The organism is Pseudomonas sp. GW821-FHT04D07, from assembly GCF_059420225.1.
This window is the reverse complement of record NZ_JBWKTH010000005.1, coordinates 1-16,702: the sequence shown is the minus strand read 5'-3', so window position 1 is coordinate 16,702 and position 16,702 is coordinate 1. Positions and strand designations below refer to the sequence as shown.

Here is a 16,702-nt window from a genome sequence, read left to right as displayed (position 1 = left end):
CTGCGAAGGGATGCCGAGAAACCGTCGGCGGTATTGATACGAGGTTAGCCAGAGAGGCAGCTGATGTCGCAACTCATCAAAATTGTACTGATCGATTCACTATGTGCGGGCGCCAAAGCAGAGCTTGTCATGGAAGGTAACACCAGCGTCACGGGTGAAAACGGAATCGGAAAGTCGTCCTTCATAAAGCTCATCCCTGTGTTTTATGGCGCGTCTCCAGGGCGCTTGGTGAAGGCTGGAACCAACCGTGAGAGCTTTGCCAACTGGTATCTCCCACGTTCCTCGAGCTTCATCGTGTTTGAATACGTGAACTTTGCTGGCGATGCTCGCTGCGCGATCATGCATCGTAGCGGGGAAGGGTATGCATATCGACTGGTATCAAGCGCTTGGAGCCCGGAACTTCTCTACCGCGACTATGATGCAGGCCTGTTGGTACTTCCAGGCGAACTACATGGCCACCTGACCCACCTTGGGATCGCCTGTTCCCCTGAGCTGCAACCGTACCACTACCGGCAGATCATTCAATTCAATAGCGGCACAGCCCATCTGGAGAAAATCACCGACGCTACCAAGCGCAAGCTGATCGTGAGTCTGCGGATGGGCTTCTCACTCGCACCAAAGCGCAAGGACTTCAACGGCATCGATTTTGTGACTCTGGCGCTTATCGAGAGCGGCGGCACCTTCGACACGATGAAGGCAACCATGGCCGAAATCCTTCAGCAGGACAACGCAGATCCAAGCCGCACTCTAATGATGCTCAACGCGCAGCCGTTCAGGAATGTCATTGATAACCGCGCGGGCTATCTCCTGATGGAGTCGCTGAAACCCGTGATATTTGAAATGAATCGCCACTGCCACGAGTTTCGTGCAGTCCTGCGGCAGTTGGGCGTGCACAAGCGCCGAGCACTCATGGTCGAAGAGAAACTCAAGGAACGACAAAACGGTCGAGTGGAAGCGCTGGCCCAGCTCAGTTCAGAAGATGAGCAGCTACAAAACCGTAACCGAGATCATATGAGTGCACTCAGCGGTCTAAAGGGCGAAACTCAGACCCTGGTGACAGAGGCGGAGTCCTGGCAGCATCGGTTCAACGAAAAGCGGGATCGCTACCTGCAAAATCGTACACAGGCGCTCTCGGAGGAATTCGACCAGCTTGGGGAGATACGAGACCAGCTACACCTCAAGCAAGAACACCAGGTCAAATTGAACCGCCAAGGGGCTGACATCCGAAGCGTGTTTCTGGAACTCGAAGCGGCTGCGAAGCAGGCTGCTGCTGATGGAAAGAGTGCTGCGTTCTCCAAGTACCATGCGTCCTCACACGCGATCCAACAACGGCATCAGGAGTTGTCCGCTACTCAAGATAAATTGCTTGATGAGAGACGGGTCGCTCATGAGGACGAGCTCGCCGTGCACCAGCAAGAACAGCTCCAGGCAACTGGTACTCAGGCTCGCGAGCTTGCACGTGCTGAACAACTCAAGTCCCTCAGCGCGCTTCCTGACGCCCAGATCGCGCTGGATGCGTCCCAAAAGGGTATCAATGAGCAAATGCTGCTCATTGCCGAGTTTCAAAACGCGCTGAGTGTTGTGTCAGCCGAGGTAGAGAGCCTATCGCTGGAACGACAGACCCGCGCTGCGGAGTATAGCGGCTTGCAAGCCAGGCGAGACGCGCTGGTCGAGTCCAGAAATACCATCAAGCTGCAGATCAACGCCGGTGCCGAAACATTGCTTGGTTTCCTGCGACGGCATCACCCTACCTGGACAGATAATATCGCTCGACTTGTCCCGACAGAGACGTTGATGCGTACGGATTTGAATCCCGCGCTGCTAGAGGCAGTTCAAGAAAGTCTCTACGGTGTTGAGATCAATCTCGACGTGCTCCCCCAGACCACTGTTGCCAGTGTTCACGCTCTCGAAGCTGAGGTCGTTTTATTGACCACCCAGATTGGAGCGCTCGGCACTGATATGGAGGTGATAGAGCGACAGCAGCGAGGAGTAGAAGATCGCCTGCGCCAGACAGGTATCCGGGCGTCGGCAGCTCAAAAAGAACTGACCAATGCGATTCTGGATCTGGAGACGCTAAAAGGGGATCACGCCGGTTTGGTTGATCGGGCTCGCGACGAGGTCGTGCAGGAACTCGAGATACAGGCGGCCCGCGTCTTGGAAGCAGCACATCGGCTTGAATTGATCGCCAGCCACCTAGACAGTTTGAAAAAACGGCACAGGCAGGAAATTAGTGACCTGCAAGGTGAAGCAGACAAGTCTCGACTGCAGTTGACTCAGGATCAGTCTCGGGCCGAGCTGGAACTGCAGACCGCAGAAGAACGGGTCGACGCCACCCTCGCGGCGGAACTGGAACGAGCTCTGGCAGATCTTGAAGCCCAGCTCAAATCAGCTGGAGTTGATGACACGGCGAGCAAGCGGCTTGGCGCCGAGATTGCTGAGCTGGAGAAAACGATCAAACGTTTAAGGGATCATGAATCGGAGATCGATGGCTATCGACTTTGGGTTAGAGAATCAGTACCAGCAGTTCCTGAACGTAAGGCGGCGTTGGCTCGCGCAATCGCAGAGTTTGAGCGGATCAGTCGCGCCATTGAACAATGGCAACTTGAGCTACGGGCTGCGCAAAAAACGATTTCCGAGCGTCGCAAGGCATTGGTCACCGAAGGGCACGCCGATGACCAGGAGCTAGGTGCAGTATCACGGGTACTGCGCGATCTTGAACAGATTGACGCAGCCGCTGAGGCCCACTTGGGTTCTACGCTGAAGGCTGCAGACATCGAGGATGAGGTCGGCAAGCTCAAACGTCGCAAATCAGAACACCACCGCAAAGGCGCCGAGCTTTATCGCGACGTTCACCATCGTTTCGTCAGAGAACGGCTGGTGCATACGCCGCAGGGCGCGGCCATCGAACAGATCATCAATCACGCCTCAAACAGTGCATATGTGTTTGAGCTGGCGTGGTTGGAAGCCGCTGCGAATCTCCAGGAATACATTGAGATATCTCACCCTGACCAGAAAACCAAGCTGATTATTCAGGCTAAAAACCTCTCAGACGAGCTCTGCGATAACCGCTCGAAGCTGCAGCACCTGCACCGAAGCATTTTGAAGTTAGGAAAGGACGCGACAGAGAAGGCGAGCGAGGTACTCGGCTCTTTCGCCCAAATCCGCCAGTTTGAGTTCAAAGTTTCATCACGCATCCATGAGATGTCGTTTTGGGACGACATGACGAACTACGAGCAGCAGTACAAGCGGTGGAGTGGGATGGGAGGTGATTATCTACCAACTGATGGCTTCATGGACGCCTTGCGCACCGTGGAACGCCAGATTGAAGGCGGTGCGTTCACGTCTAAGCTTTCCGATTGTTTCGATGTCTCCGTCACCTGCAACGACCAAGGCAGGGTGAAAGTCGCGACAAATAACGCGGAGCTGATCCACCTCAGCAGCACAGGGCTGACGAAGATCATCGTGGCCATGATCTACGTATCGCTGTTCGAGCTTTTGCGAAATGAGGCGGATTTTCAGATGTCGATCCCCATCGACGAAGCATTGGAGCTGTCACCAGAAAACTACGTTGCGCTGGTCAACTACTTCAATGATCGCGGGCTTTCCATGTTGGCATGCTTTCCTGGAGGCGCGCCGGAGCTGCTCCGGCAGTTTAATAATCGGTACAGCCTGGAGCGCCGGTCTGACACCGATTCGATTGTGGTCAAGGAGTACGGTATGGAGGAAAAGGACGAGCTTGATGACCTTAACGATGCACTGGGAAACGATGATCGGAAGGATGCACAATGAGCCCCCTGAGAGACGTACTGAGTAAGCTTCTTGCCGGGGGCTTCATTTGCCAATATGCCTATCCAGAGCTTCACCGCCAGCTACGAGAGGCTGATTTTGCGGCCTGCGTTGAGAGTGCGCTCGCGCCCCTGGGGCGAAAATTGGCAACACTCGGTGAGCCCGAGGCTCCCGATACGTTCTTTGCACGGTTTATTGACCTTTCTGAACCTGTAGATCGAGAAGCGGCAACGGCGCAACTGATCGAGCTACGCGACCAGATTCGGCCTTGCCTTGAATTCATCCGGCTAATCAATCGTGCGGGACGCAGTGAGACATGCCTGGCCCCGGGCGACGTCATTTCATTCGCCGACATGCTGGACTCAATCGAGAATCATCCCACCTACCGTACGCAGCTCTGGGATCTCAGCGGGTACGACTTTTTCAACAAATCCAAAAGCGGTAAGGACAACAACGACAGGCTCAAACTTGTCCTTCGCGCATTGGCTGACGCCGGGTACATCGTCAAGCGCAACAGCGAGTCGGCGAACTACATCGCCACAGGCAAGATGGGCTACGTTCATACGATCTTGGCGTGGATAGCCGAATACAACTCGCTCAGCCTCGACATCGGTGCCAGCGACCAATCGCATACTGAACATCAGGGAGGGCTCAATTTGTGAAGGAGCCAGACTGGATCGAGCTGGGTGATGCACTCACACGAAATGCACCTTTTCTCGAAGCATTAGCGATGGCAGACGAGGACGGAGTGGCGCTGCCTGAGCGACGGACAAAGGGGATTTCCTATCTGATGTCCAAAGGGCTCATCGAAGAAGATGATGAGCTCTACTACCTCAGTGGCTTGCTGCTGGAGGTCGGCGCGCAAATTTCGCTTCAGGGCTTTGGTCGTGCTGCTCCTGACCTGAAAGAGTCCCTCATAGCCATTGAGCAGCACTGCGAGGCATACCGTGACGCCAAAGCGGCCAACTCCTCCAATGAGGCCGAACAGCACCTGAAACGATTGACGTACAGCTGCCGTCAAGTCACGAACCACTTACGTAACGAGCAAGCGCAAACCCGAGCGTTCATCGAAGGGGGGTATGGGTTCTCTCCACGGCTGCGAGATCGGCTGCGAGATATCAATAATGCGATCAACAGGCTCAAACGGCTCCACGAAAACCTGGGTTTGTTCACTCATGTAGGCCTTTCAAGTATGGCCGGCAGTGATCGTTCTCTACGGCGTGTCCTCCTGGATAACCTTCTCGGTGCTGTTTCACGAAACCGCCTCGCTCTGGACGAGATGATCGGACGCTTAGATCGGCTGAGTTTGGCGGTGCGTAAGCGCAATCACATGCGCCAGATAGCTCATGCGGTTGACCTGTTCCTTCAGGCGGGCAACCCGATTGATCTGGAACCGCTGTTTGACGGCAGAGACACGGCTGCCTGGGTTCCGGCCGTGGAAATGACCTTGGCGGGTAGCGCGTACTGTGACGTCGAGGCAGGGGAGAGCCTGGAGCAGTTAGAACTGTTGATAGCCTCACTCCCTCCTCCGAAAGAGCGACGAATCGAACAGCCCGCGAAAGCTCGTGAGTCGAAGGCCGTGATTCCAGCCGAAGAGGCCCCCAAGGCTCTTGAGAAACCCTTCGCGCGTGATCATCTCATGCGCATGCTTGAGGCCCTGAACAAGACCAATCAAGCGCAGTCTGCAGTTGCCTATTGGAGTACCCATGGCGACAGTGACATCTCGATGAGCATCTGGCTTTACGCGCTGGATGGATACGTTCGTCTGCAGTCGGCGGTAGCCAAGGTGCGACACAAACCGCTCAACTACCGGCTCAACCCGACTTATGCCCCATACCCGCGCATATCTGCCAACCGGCGTGTCATTGACCTGATTTTGGAAAGAGCTGAGCGGCGATGAGAATTTTTGACAACATCAGGGCCATCAAACCCGTGGTGATTGCAATCAGGCAGGACGCGTGCAAGGTGAAAATCAACGCTACCTGGTTGTCCCTGCACACAACCTACTGCATTGGCAAAAGGCTTGGGGCTACCTACCTGACGCTGACAAACGCTGAATTGCACACCGTGCGCATGATGCTAGAGAGGGAAACAGGCATAGACGCTCTGGTTGTTAGCATGGAAGAGCTAGAGGGTGACCGCTTGGCTCTGGCCAAAAAGTCACGTAATGAGAAATTGGCTCGATTGAGGCCCGGGGATTTCGTTGTCATGGCCGCGTCGCTGTCCGGACAAATCCAGTTGGCAACTGGCGTTTACAGCCACCCGGCCGGAGGCACTCTGAACGTACCTGCAGAGGAGCTTCACGGCCTCGATACGGTGATTCTGGTAGAGAACCAAGCTGTGATGTTCGCGGTCAACGAGTACCACTGGCCAGGCAATGTCATGCACCTACCCATGCTCTTTCGTGGGAGTCCTCAAATCACACCGGCCGCAGTGACGAGAGCTCTTGCCGGCGTAAGAAACGTCATCTGTTTCCCCGATTTCGACCCTCAAGGTTGGATGAATACGCTGACTACAAAAGCACAGGGTATTGTCGTGCCGTCGGCGAACACGATTGCCGAAATCGTCGCCTCCAATTGGGACAAGCCACAGGATTATGAAAACCAGGATGTTGCGCGTGAATGGCTACAACGCGCGACCATACCTATGGTGCAAGACATGCTGTTGAAGAAACTGGCATTGTCGCAGGAGTCCATGGCAGGTATGGAGCTGGAATATCTACCACTTAACCCAACGGGTGCTAGCGACGACATTAATTGTAATTAGTGCTCAGTCCTGGAGGGTGCCAGGGCGTGGAGCCCTGGCACCGTAGTCACACGTTCATACTTCCCGGGACGAAATGCTAGACGATGACAGAAGGGGCCCCTCTAGTCCGGCTCAAATCCCCTCAGTGGTAGGTATCTGTCTGACAGACCTTGCTGATAGCATCACCCGAGGCAGGAGCCGTATGCGGTAGTTCCGCGCGTACGGATCTGTGCGGGGGGCGGCAGGTAACTGCCGTCCCTACCGCGACCTCTTTGCCTATGCTACGACTCCAATACTTGAGATAATTGGATAAAGTGGCGCGCATCGACAAGACTCGCTACACGATAGAAACAGGGGGGCACCCGTCTGTATGTATCGCCGACTTATAAACCATATTCACGGTGAAGCATGATCACGCGCGGACATTTAATTGGCGAGATAGTTGACGGGCTCGCAACTATTTCACAGCAGGTATCTACTCGGTGCCAGCTTGGACTTACCGATCTCAATCGCTATCTTGAGGATTTTTTTAAGGACTTCTTAAATGAGACTCTCTCATTGCTCTTGTGTAACCTTAATGACGATAGAAGCAATGAGCCAGGTCTAGACCTTGGCGATGAGGTCGCCTCAATTGCCTTTCAAGTTACATCAACAAAAACCTCTCAAAAGATCAATAAGACTCTCAAGGTGCTTTTTGAGAAAAAAACTGGTTTCACCGAAGTCATCGTACTGATAATCGGAAAGAAACAATCGACATACACTATTAATTCGGCGTATGCAAAAGCATTAAGTTTCACCGAGAAGAATATCTGGGATATAGACGACCTATGTAGGAAGACTATATCCCTTCCACTTGATCGTTTGCAGGCTCTCTATGACCTTGTCCGTCGCAACTTGACAAGGATTCGGATTGAGCTGGAGATCCCCGATGAAGATGGTAATTTTGCAACATCAATAGATTCGTATATTGAGAGAATCCCTAAGCCGCAGTTTTCGGATTTCAAGAAATACTATGCCTATCAACAGAGGGTTGAAGAGAATTTTGAGCACTCGCTGAGCGAAGTCAGGGAACACTTTAAAAGCTTCGCCCATAAGCTGGCCGAACTGCCGAGAATCACTCGAGAGTTCTATGCTTTTCTTCTGGAGCGCAGAGAAATGGACGACAAAAAGACCCCAAGCGGAAGCTTCTATCGTGCGTGCTTATGGTTAAACTACAACAAGCTTGTAAGAACCTGCAAATTCCCCGGCCTGAGGGAAGAGCTTATATTGCTTGACGAGCACGGCTTCGCAGATATTGAGGAGCAAGAGAGCAACCAAAGCCCATTCGTTAGAATTTTCGCTCCGATAAAAATTGACGGTTTTATATATGAGCTCGTCGATTACATTGAGGCCAAAGGCATAGGATACAAAAAGCCAATTGTCTCACTGGATTTCAGCGGATTTTGATAAGTTAATGCAAGTTACGTTTTACCGTCTCGTGCCTCACATTGCCGCAAGAGTATGCGTGTATCAGCTTCCGGCAGGATCCGTGGATCATAGTCAGCTTTCAGTCAGAAGAGAGCTCTCCTTCAACTTTGAAAATTCCTGCGTATTCTCTTGGAATACTGACGGGATATTAAATAAATGGAGCCCTGTATAAATATGAGCAATAATCGTGAGCCGTGGTTTTCCTTGCGAGATCTTCGCTATTATCGGCAGGGTGAGCATGCTATCGATAATGTTCATCTTCTTTTTCCATTGGGAACAGGCGAGTTTGATTACGCGCTGCCAACAGATAGTTCAAATACGGTGCTTAGGCTGGTTCACTATCTTTTTTCATCTCTTGATGAAAATGAAGAATTTGATAACGATAATTTTCAGGCGCTACTTCAAAATCTTAATGATCCTGACGGCTTGACTATGCAGACGCTGGTTAAGGATGAATTTTTGGCGACAGATTTTTTGGTGTTTAGCTCCTTCAAGGCGCACAAGTCAATTGATGAGAGCATTGGGGGGCTTCCTGAGATTAACCTAGGGCTCCGCGCTTCTATGCTAATTCTCCAAAGGGTATTAAGTAGCTTTCAATCAATCTCAATTCTTATAAAGAACAGTATGTACTTTGATGTTAATTGCTTGCTTCGTTCGGTTCTTGAGCAGATAGGGCATGCCTATCAAATTAGGGGCGCAAAAGATAAAATAGAACTTGATAGATTTGAGCCGACCAAATCCATCACGCCGCTGAAGGAGATTATTCCCGATGCTGGCAGCCTCAATGGCATGCTAAGTGACTATATACACAACAATAAGAAGATATGGGGGGTGTATGTGGAGAGCGAACCTGCGCAAGAGAAGTCAGGCAACAAGACCTACGTAGTTGCCCGCTCGGGCAGAAGAACGAAGGACTGTATTCTAGTATTTACTCGCATCATAGAGGCTTATTTTTCGGTTTTGGCGGATATTTATCTTAATCACTGCCAGCAGATCGAAAGTGACTTTAGGGATGTGGCTGCAGACTGTTTTGATCATATCGCTAAGTTAAAGCGAGATATGGCGGGGCGGTATTATTCAGAACCTGAAGCTTCTGCGTGAAGCAATAAAGGGGTGAGGGTGAGGGTGAGGGTTTGTACGTGGCCGGACATGTTTAGTTCCCGGCAGGGAGAGTCAGTCGAGTCCTGTCTGGCTATTTCTTTCGAGATCGACTTACTGAGGATTCAACGATTTTTTTAGCGCAATTGGGTTTAAGGAGTCAATAGGCGACGGTTTTTCAGAGAAAACTAAACAGGCGCGAGTTCTTGCTCTGCGCCGCGCCGTACATTCTAGCGATGAAATGCGGAATTTACACGACCACTGTCATTTGTTTGCCGGTGATGATGAAGTAACTGGGGAGCAGGTTCTATTTATTTACATAGATGCAGTTTGTAACCGGTCAGTGTTCCCAGAGCCTCCAGCAGATAAAGATCTATGCCTGGATCTGAATTGTGATGATGAAAATATCATATATCTTGACAAAATATGCAGAGGGGCTATTTTCAGGGAGGTCTGATCACACATTGTCAGCATCCCAGTTTTAGGAAATGTTGAGCGGGTCGGTGTTCATGTGGAATGTCCACTCATTACGTCTCAGGAATTGGTAGGTCGGAATGTCCACCAAAATCTTCAAATGGCGCTGGGGCCCTTGTCCTGCGAGGGTTTCAGGGTTGGCGGGGTTTCGCAGCGTCAAAACTGATTCCACTAATTTCCCCTTAGCCGAAAGAGCTATTCCATTTGGAGCGCTTTTAAGAAAACATATATAAATCAATGCTTTGCTATTTTTAGGCCGAAGAAATTATCCACTTATTTCGTTAAAAAATCCGGCCGAATCGGGGCGCCTGGTGTGCTTAAGGCCCCGGAATACAAGGGTTTGAGGGTTTTGGAGGGGGACAATCCACTCAAAACGCGATTGGTGCACCAATCGCGATTTAAGTGGAAAGCCCCAAAGCCCCGTATTTCCTAGGCGAAACCGATCCCTTCGATAAATGAGTGGAATCATTTATGGTTTTTCCGCTGAAGAAACAAAATAAATCGTGATTTTCCACCGATTATTTTCACCTGATTCGTGATTTTCCACTGATTGAATCAAGCGATTTTTGAACCAATATGGCAGCCGCCGCGCAATCAGCCTCCACTTCGTCAAACCTGCAGGTCTGGAGCGTACCGGTGGCTATTACGATCGCCGCGTTTGCCCGGCACCAAGCAGTAGAGCAGAGCATCTAGCGAAATACTCAAGCAAGCATAACGAGCACGATTAACTCTGACGATGCCAGTGACGCCTAACCGTCGATTCTGCCATCCCCAGCTTCCTTGCAATCTCAGCTTGTGAATGCCCTTGTTCTTTCAAAGCCTGAACCTTGTCCCGTGCTAGAGCCGCTGCCGTAACACGAGGGTGAGGTCTTTCCTCTTTTTCCAGGGCAATTGCGACCTTGAGTAGAGACTTCGACTGAAGATCTTTTTCGGCGATTTCGAGGACATCGCTGGCAGTCAGCTTTTCTTGCGCCGCACACACCAAGGCCATCAGCGCGACAGGGTGCAGTTTAAGAGCATCGCTCAGCTCAATGATCGCCTCAAGGCTAGGCGATGTTTTTCCATTTTCAATTTGGCTCACGTGCGATTGTGTGAGGCTGCCGCTCAGGTCATCTTGCTTGAGGCCGCGTCCTGTCCTCAAGAGCCTCAACGCTGCAGCGAAAGCAATGCGCACAGACATTTTTTCGTTCCGTTAAAACAGAGCTATATGCCGCGTTTGCCATCCGCCACTCAAATCTATATATTTATATGAATGGCGGTTCTGGTTGATGTCCTGCATTCTTGAGGGCCCTAGATCCAGTCCCGCCCTTGCGTTTGCTCCTTCAATTTAGCTGTAAATCGAGATCAGGCTACAGATGAAGCTCTACGTGCTTTCGGATCTGCATAACGAATTTTCTCCATTCGCCCCTGAGCCTGGAGACTGCGACCTGGTCGTATTGGCAGGGGACATCGACATTCAGTCACGGGGCGTGAAGTGGGCCAACGAGACGTTCGGCTGCCCTGTGATTTACGTATGCGGTAACCACGAATTTTACAAAGGCCATATCGATCATACCTTGCGCAAAATGCGTGACGCAGCCGCACCCCATGTGCATCTCCTCGAAAATCAGGTTTGGGTTTGCAACCAAACGCGTTTCTTGGCCACAACGGGGTGGACGGATTTTTCATCCTCCGGAGATGTTGTGGCGGCGACGATGATGTGCGGCCAATGGATGAATGACTTCCAGGTGATCAGAGCGGAGGAGAGCTTTCGCCGGCTACGCCCGAATGACGTGATTGAGCGAAACCGGGTTGCGTTTGAGTTTCTGAGCGATGAACTCGCCAAGCCGTTTGAGGGTTCGACGGTAGTTGTGACGCACCATTGCCCGATCCCGGAAGTCGGGGGTGACAAGCATGACGGCCATCTGAGCGCGGCTTACACAAATCGGTGGCATCGACTTTTGCCGTTGGTGGACGTTTGGATTTTTGGACATACACATCGCGCGATCGATATTGAGCTCGGCGGGTGCAGGTTCATCTCAAATCCACGCGGTTATCCCGGAGAGGACACAGGATTCATTCCGAATTTCACGATTGAAATTTGATCAATTGCGCTGGGGGAATTAGGTGTACTGGATCAAAACTTTCGGAGCAGAGCTGTCCGACTTCAGGTTTCACAGGCTGCCAACGCTCATTGAGCGAGCACGAACAGCCATTGGTGATCCCAATGTTGTGGGTTATCTGTTGTGCGCTCTGGAGCGGCCTCCACAGCTGACCGGCTTGCTGTTTTGTGACCACACGAGAAGCTTTCCGGAAGGATTGCCCATCCGTACGCCAGCCATTGTTGATCGATGTCGGCGCGCAGGCTATCAGGTCATCACAACCGTTGATGGTGGCGTGTACGTGGTCGCTCATTGGTTGCATGAAAATGGAGCTTTAGACCGTTTTGATCGAGTTCACTGATGTCGCCTTTGATGGCGGTTATAGGCAAAAAAAGGCAGGGAAATGGGGCTTCCAAGATGCGTGTCGGACGCAAAAGAAATTGATTTCGGTGTGCCGGTTACTGGGTTCCTTTGCTGCGCTGAGTTTCAGTTCCCATGTGTGGTTGGAGTGGTTTTCTCAGAGTCGAGAGGGCGCTTTGCGGATGGAAAAACGATCCGTACGTCGCTGGTCGAAAGAGTGTATGAGCTTCGGGGGTATCAGCTGTGCGAGACGCGCAACGGCAGTCGGTACGTTGTTTGCCATTGGTGGTATGAAAATGGCGCTCTGCCCGAGATCAAAATGATCCACTGACGAACGCTTTGTTGAGGGAGGCGAGGGTGCACCGTTGAGGATTTTTCTAGGCGAGTCGAATCCTTCAGGCAATCAAAGCTGATAGTTTCGATTGGCAATTTCAAAAAGTAGGGAACCGCGTGGATAGTGAATTAGTAGAGCTGCTTCATGGCAGTGGCGAGCCTATGAACGGCTTCGGCAAGGACATCTGGGAGGCTGAGGTTGAAGCCCTCCTGAACTTTCCTGATAAGCCATTCTGTATGGTGAGGGACTGGCGAATTATCGAAGTAGACGTCGATGAAAGTTACAGGGACTCGCTGGTGAGAGCTGGGCTTGCGCCATGTGTGCTGTACGCATCAGAGGTGGTTCTTCATAGCAGCGGGAAACGACGCAAGGGCGATTGGGTGCGCAGCACCTTTCAACGGTCGCTCACCCTTGGTTATCTGTTCGAGAGCACCAACACCGTGTACGTCTTGCTCGGGCGTGGTGTGCGGAAGAAAGGCAGTGCCAGGGCGGTAATGGAAATCGGTAGGTAAGTTTGGCGATATAAATTTGGACGAGTAGCTGTGCGGGCATTAAACGCCATCACTGGAAGCAGTCCAGCATGCAAAAAATTAGTGGGGTAGTGTGGAATTAGTTCTGTTGGCGGATCTCCTCTATGGCCCCGCGTGCATTTTGAATGGGGCAGAACTCGACGACGACGAGTTGATCCGAGTATCAAATGAGGCCTTCAAGGGGCGTCCATTTTGCGTCGTTCGGCATTGGATGATTTTCGATGTAATGGTGTCCTCGTCGACGGAGCACGAGCTTAAAATGCAGGGGCTTAAGCCAACCATTTTGTATTCCCCGATGACGCTGTATGACAGCCAGGGCAAGCACAGTCCTGGTGAGAGCGTCCTCAGCGAATACCTGCGCGATTTGGATGGCTGTATTTTTGAAAGCAAAGACAAGCTGTACATCCTAGCTGGAAGAGGCTCTCGAAAGTATGCAAGTCTGCCCGCTGTGCAGGCGCTAGAGGCTTATTAGAAGGCTAGGAACCTTATGACTGAAGACCTGTTGCCGGTCTTGCGTGAACGCTATCCGGAGTTTTTCTCCAGCGTACATCTTCGCGAAATCGCGTGCTTACCAGGATGGCTGGATTTGATCGATGAGCTGTGCCACACACTGAAAATTCACTTGAATGCTCACCCTGATGTGCCTCAAATACAGGTGCTCCAAGTGAAGGAAAAGTTCGGCGGCTTGCGCTTCTACTTTTCTGGTGGTGATACAGCTTGTCGTGAAGTAGTAGCCATGGCAGAGGAGCGGTCACTGTCGACGTGCGAGGTGTGTGGGCAGACCGGGACTTTAGTTGGTGAGCGTTGGTTCAGCGTACGTTGCCTCGACCATTTTAACTGGCCAGCCATGGCAGACGATTGTCAATGAGCGTAGGAGGGCTGACTGAGGTCGCCAGTTCATCCATCTCAATCTCTCCCAAGCCGTCTTTCAGTTAGATTGGCTTACTCACGATTGTATTGCAAAGCTACCTTAACACTGCGAGAAACCGAAATGCTCGATCCCAAACTGTTACGCAGCCAAATTCAGGAAGTGGCGGATCGCCTGGCCTCTCGTGGCTTTAGCCTAGATGTCGCGCGCATCCGATCACTGGAAGAGCGCCGAAAGGCGGTGCAGATCCGCACTGAGCAATTGCAGGCAGAGCGTAATGCTCGCTCAAAATCTATCGGCCAGGCAAAGGCTAGGAACGAAGACATTGCTCCCTTGATGACTGACGTCGAGCGCATGGCCAGTGAACTTGAATCTGGCAAAAATGAGCTCGATGGCATTCAAGCAGTACTGGACGATATCGTTCTGACCGTGCCCAACCTACCGGACGCCAGTGTGCCCATCGGCTGCAATGAGGATGACAATGTAGAAGTGCGCCGCTGGGGCACTCCGCGTGTGTTCGATTTTGAGATCAAAGACTATGTCGCATTAGGTGAGTTCAGCGGAGGTCTGGACATTGAGGCCGCGACCAAGCTCTCCGGTGCCCGATTTTCAGTGTTACGCGGCCCAGTTGCGCGCCTGCATCGTGCCCTGGCGCAATTCATGATCAACTTGCACACCAGCGAGCACGGCTACGAAGAAGTCTACACGCCGTATCTGGTGCAGGCGCCAGCACTGCAAGGCACCGGCCAGTTGCCGAAGTTCGAGGAAGACCTGTTTAAGATCGTTCGCGAAGGCGAAGCCGATCTGTACCTGATCCCGACTGCCGAAGTCTCCCTGACTAACATCGTGGCGGGCGAAATCATCGACGCCAAACAACTGCCGATCAAGTTCGTCGCTCACACCCCATGCTTCCGCAGTGAAGCCGGCGCGTCGGGTCGCGATCCCCGTGGCATGATCCGCCAACATCAGTTCGACAAGGTTGAGATGGTTCAGATTGTTGAGCCTTCGACGTCCATGGAGGCATTGGAAGGCCTGACCGCCAACGCCGAGAAAGTCCTGCAACTGCTGGAGTTGCCTTACCGTACCCTGGCGCTGTGCACCGGCGACATGGGCTTCAGCGCGATCAAGACTTACGATCTGGAAGTGTGGATTCCGAGCCAGGACAAGTACCGTGAAATATCCTCGTGCTCCAACTGTGGCGATTTCCAGGCCCGCCGCATGCAGGCGCGTTTCCGCAACCCGGAAACCGGCAAGCCGGAACTGGTGCACACCCTGAACGGTTCCGGACTGGCGGTGGGGCGCACCCTGGTAGCGGTACTGGAAAACTATCAGCAGGCCGACGGTTCGATCCGCGTGCCGGCTGTTCTCCAGCAGTTCATGGGCGGTGTCGACATCATTCGATGAAGGACTTGAATCTTCCTTTGCCAGATGCAATGGATCACGACTTCGTTGAACACTGTCTGCCGTTCAGTTTGTTCGAGCAAGTGGCCGAGGTGTTGTCTTTGGGCAGCGAAATATTAGGCAAGTACCTGGCGATACCAGCTCGCACGCTATCGAGGACGGCAGTTGCAGGGCACTTGTCTGTGAGCGAAAGCAGGAAGCTAGCGGCGTTGATCAGCATGCTATACGCAGCGTATGGCCTCTTCGAAGGTGATGTCCAGGCAGTGAGGCTATTTCTGACGTCACCAGCACGCAGTTTGAATTCAAAGACGCCCCTGGAGGTGCTTAGTACAGAGGAGGGCGCCATTGCCGTCACTGACCTCATCGGACGTCTTGAGAGCGGTATTCCTATCTAATGGCCCACCCTCCGCCTAGCCCGCTCGCCGCCAAGCGAATTCCAATGCATAGAGAGGTACTCTGAGTTGTCGGAAAGTGATCCGATGGTGCTCAGGATTTTGGATGTGCTGGCCGCTGAAATCTATCGCAGTCCGGAGCGACCAAAGGCGCTCGATGCCTGTCTACTCGTACGGATCAACTCATTGGTCGGCCATTTAGATGTTTACTTCAAAGCACTGCTTGTGGCTGAAGATGAATGATTCAAACATTATTCGGCTACGTCTAAAAAATCACGACCATAATGAAATTTCTCCTTTGATGCGGGAGCCGAATCATGAATGAAACACAACGCTGGAAAGTCACGTGCCAAGACACCGCAGATGGAAGTGGCGACGTTATCGTCAACTTCCCGCCAGAACTGCTTGTGAGTTTGGGCTTAGGCCTCGGTGACGAATTGACCATCGAGGTGAATGATGGCGCAATAGTCCTGACGCCCATAGGCTGGGTATCTCCTTCATCCTGAGCCCTCACCACTTGACGTCACCGTGTGTCTCAGCGGCGTTTCAGATTCACATCAAGTTCGAATCATCGGTTAACCCAGCCCTGTGGGCGGCGACGTGCTCAACTTCGCGTAACCACAGTCGTAAAAAACGGCGCCAGTCGCTGGCGTAACTGCCTTCACGCAGTCGCGTCGGCTTCAAATCGCATTCTCCATGGCTGCGGTATGTGTTGATCGAGCACGAGCACAAAGTGGTGTCCGTCAGTACCTACGAATGGCGTTTCAGGTACCAACTCACGCAGCTCATCAATCGAAATTGATGAGGAATCACCGATAGGGTTTTCGAGATCCTGCTGTTCGATGTCGTCGAGCAGGGCCAATAATGGCCTCGCTTCTTCACTGCCTGGTCGTAGGCGTTCTAGAGTCCACAGCGTTTCACGGCGTGCGCGTTCGCGTTGCCATAGAACCTTTAGATCATATTTCATCAGTGCTTCCTTACTGCCGTAGAACGTGCGTCAGCATTGCAAAATGCCAAGCCGATGCTACACCGTTGGGTCGAGTGAATGCTCGGGTTAGGGCAGGAACCGGCCAGAAGCGGTCATCGAGTGTAAGCGTCCGCCCAACACACCTTGCGTGATTAAACGGGCGCCCACCTGTGCGGCAACAGCTCGGTTATCTCACTCG

16 protein-coding genes are annotated in these 16,702 nt (G+C 52.3%); 14 read left to right on the top strand and 2 right to left on the bottom strand.

The genetic code is table 11. The features are described 5' to 3' along the window. Nucleotides 1-63 precede the first annotated feature (63 nt). From AC07T0_RS08880 to AC07T0_RS08855, 6 genes are all read left to right on the top strand, one after another. On the top strand, nucleotides 64-3,789 hold the full coding sequence (locus AC07T0_RS08880) for an ATP-binding protein (protein WP_495000811.1): 3,726 nt from the start codon (nucleotides 64-66) through the stop codon (nucleotides 3,787-3,789). Beyond that, nucleotides 3,786-4,448 carry a hypothetical protein gene (locus AC07T0_RS08875; protein WP_463573875.1) on the top strand — a complete coding sequence of 221 codons (663 nt, stop codon included), beginning with the start codon at nucleotides 3,786-3,788 and terminating at the stop codon, nucleotides 4,446-4,448. The genes AC07T0_RS08880 and AC07T0_RS08875 overlap by 4 nt, the downstream gene beginning before the upstream one ends. Then, nucleotides 4,445-5,686 carry a hypothetical protein gene (locus AC07T0_RS08870; protein WP_495000810.1) on the top strand — a complete coding sequence of 414 codons (1,242 nt, stop codon included), beginning with the start codon at nucleotides 4,445-4,447 and terminating at the stop codon, nucleotides 5,684-5,686. Before AC07T0_RS08875 ends, AC07T0_RS08870 begins: the two co-directional genes overlap by 4 nt. Beyond that, a complete protein-coding gene (locus tag AC07T0_RS08865) occupies nucleotides 5,683-6,552 on the top strand; it encodes a DUF7281 domain-containing protein (RefSeq protein WP_495000809.1) in 870 nt (289 codons plus the stop codon). The genes AC07T0_RS08870 and AC07T0_RS08865 overlap by 4 nt, the downstream gene beginning before the upstream one ends. Before the next feature lie 387 nt (nucleotides 6,553-6,939). Then, entirely contained in the window at nucleotides 6,940-7,977 is a 1,038-nt protein-coding gene (locus tag AC07T0_RS08860; protein WP_495000808.1) for an SMEK domain-containing protein, read from the top strand. Between the two features lie 195 nt (nucleotides 7,978-8,172). Then, nucleotides 8,173-9,099, top strand: a complete 927-nt coding sequence (locus tag AC07T0_RS08855; RefSeq protein ID WP_463573882.1) for a hypothetical protein — start codon at nucleotides 8,173-8,175, stop codon at nucleotides 9,097-9,099. Nucleotides 9,100-10,294: 1,195 nt separating this feature from the next. On the opposite strand, the gene AC07T0_RS08850 is transcribed toward AC07T0_RS08855, so the two are convergent. Further along, on the bottom strand, nucleotides 10,295-10,750 hold the full coding sequence (locus AC07T0_RS08850) for a helix-turn-helix domain-containing protein (protein WP_495000807.1): 456 nt from the start codon (nucleotides 10,748-10,750) through the stop codon (nucleotides 10,295-10,297). A 175-nt stretch (nucleotides 10,751-10,925) separates the two neighbouring features. Here AC07T0_RS08850 and AC07T0_RS08845 point away from each other — a divergent pair, with 175 nt between their 5' ends. From AC07T0_RS08845 to AC07T0_RS08810, 8 genes are all read left to right on the top strand, one after another. Continuing rightward, the gene (locus tag AC07T0_RS08845) at nucleotides 10,926-11,654 is read left to right on the top strand and encodes a metallophosphoesterase (RefSeq protein ID WP_495000806.1); all 729 of its coding nucleotides are present in this window, start codon (nucleotides 10,926-10,928) and stop codon (nucleotides 11,652-11,654) included. A gap of 807 nt (nucleotides 11,655-12,461) precedes the next feature. Next, nucleotides 12,462-12,857: a DUF6957 family protein gene (locus AC07T0_RS08840; protein WP_495000805.1), complete on the top strand. Its 396-nt coding sequence runs from the start codon at nucleotides 12,462-12,464 to the stop codon at nucleotides 12,855-12,857. 91 nt (nucleotides 12,858-12,948) lie between these two features. Beyond that, a complete protein-coding gene (locus AC07T0_RS08835) occupies nucleotides 12,949-13,347 on the top strand; it encodes a DUF6957 family protein (protein ID WP_495000804.1) in 399 nt (132 codons plus the stop codon). 15 nt (nucleotides 13,348-13,362) lie between these two features. Continuing rightward, a complete protein-coding gene (locus tag AC07T0_RS08830; RefSeq protein WP_495000803.1) occupies nucleotides 13,363-13,743 on the top strand; it encodes a hypothetical protein in 381 nt (126 codons plus the stop codon). Nucleotides 13,744-13,866: 123 nt separating this feature from the next. After that, entirely contained in the window at nucleotides 13,867-15,147 is a 1,281-nt protein-coding gene (gene serS / locus AC07T0_RS08825) for a serine--tRNA ligase (RefSeq protein WP_495000802.1), read from the top strand. After that, complete coding sequence (locus tag AC07T0_RS08820; RefSeq protein WP_495000801.1) at nucleotides 15,144-15,539, top strand: antitoxin Xre/MbcA/ParS toxin-binding domain-containing protein; 396 nt, start codon at nucleotides 15,144-15,146, stop codon at nucleotides 15,537-15,539. Before serS ends, AC07T0_RS08820 begins: the two co-directional genes overlap by 4 nt. A gap of 66 nt (nucleotides 15,540-15,605) precedes the next feature. Continuing rightward, nucleotides 15,606-15,779, top strand: coding sequence for an AbrB/MazE/SpoVT family DNA-binding domain-containing protein (locus AC07T0_RS08815; RefSeq protein ID WP_495000800.1), 174 nt, complete (start codon nucleotides 15,606-15,608; stop codon nucleotides 15,777-15,779). 74 nt (nucleotides 15,780-15,853) lie between these two features. Continuing rightward, on the top strand, nucleotides 15,854-16,042 hold the full coding sequence (locus AC07T0_RS08810; RefSeq protein WP_495000799.1) for an AbrB/MazE/SpoVT family DNA-binding domain-containing protein: 189 nt from the start codon (nucleotides 15,854-15,856) through the stop codon (nucleotides 16,040-16,042). A gap of 155 nt (nucleotides 16,043-16,197) precedes the next feature. Here AC07T0_RS08810 and AC07T0_RS08805 read toward each other — a convergent pair whose 3' ends face one another. After that, nucleotides 16,198-16,503 (bottom strand): hypothetical protein, encoded by a 306-nt coding sequence (locus AC07T0_RS08805; RefSeq protein ID WP_495000798.1) that lies wholly within the window; start codon nucleotides 16,501-16,503, stop codon nucleotides 16,198-16,200. Nucleotides 16,504-16,702 lie beyond the last annotated feature (199 nt).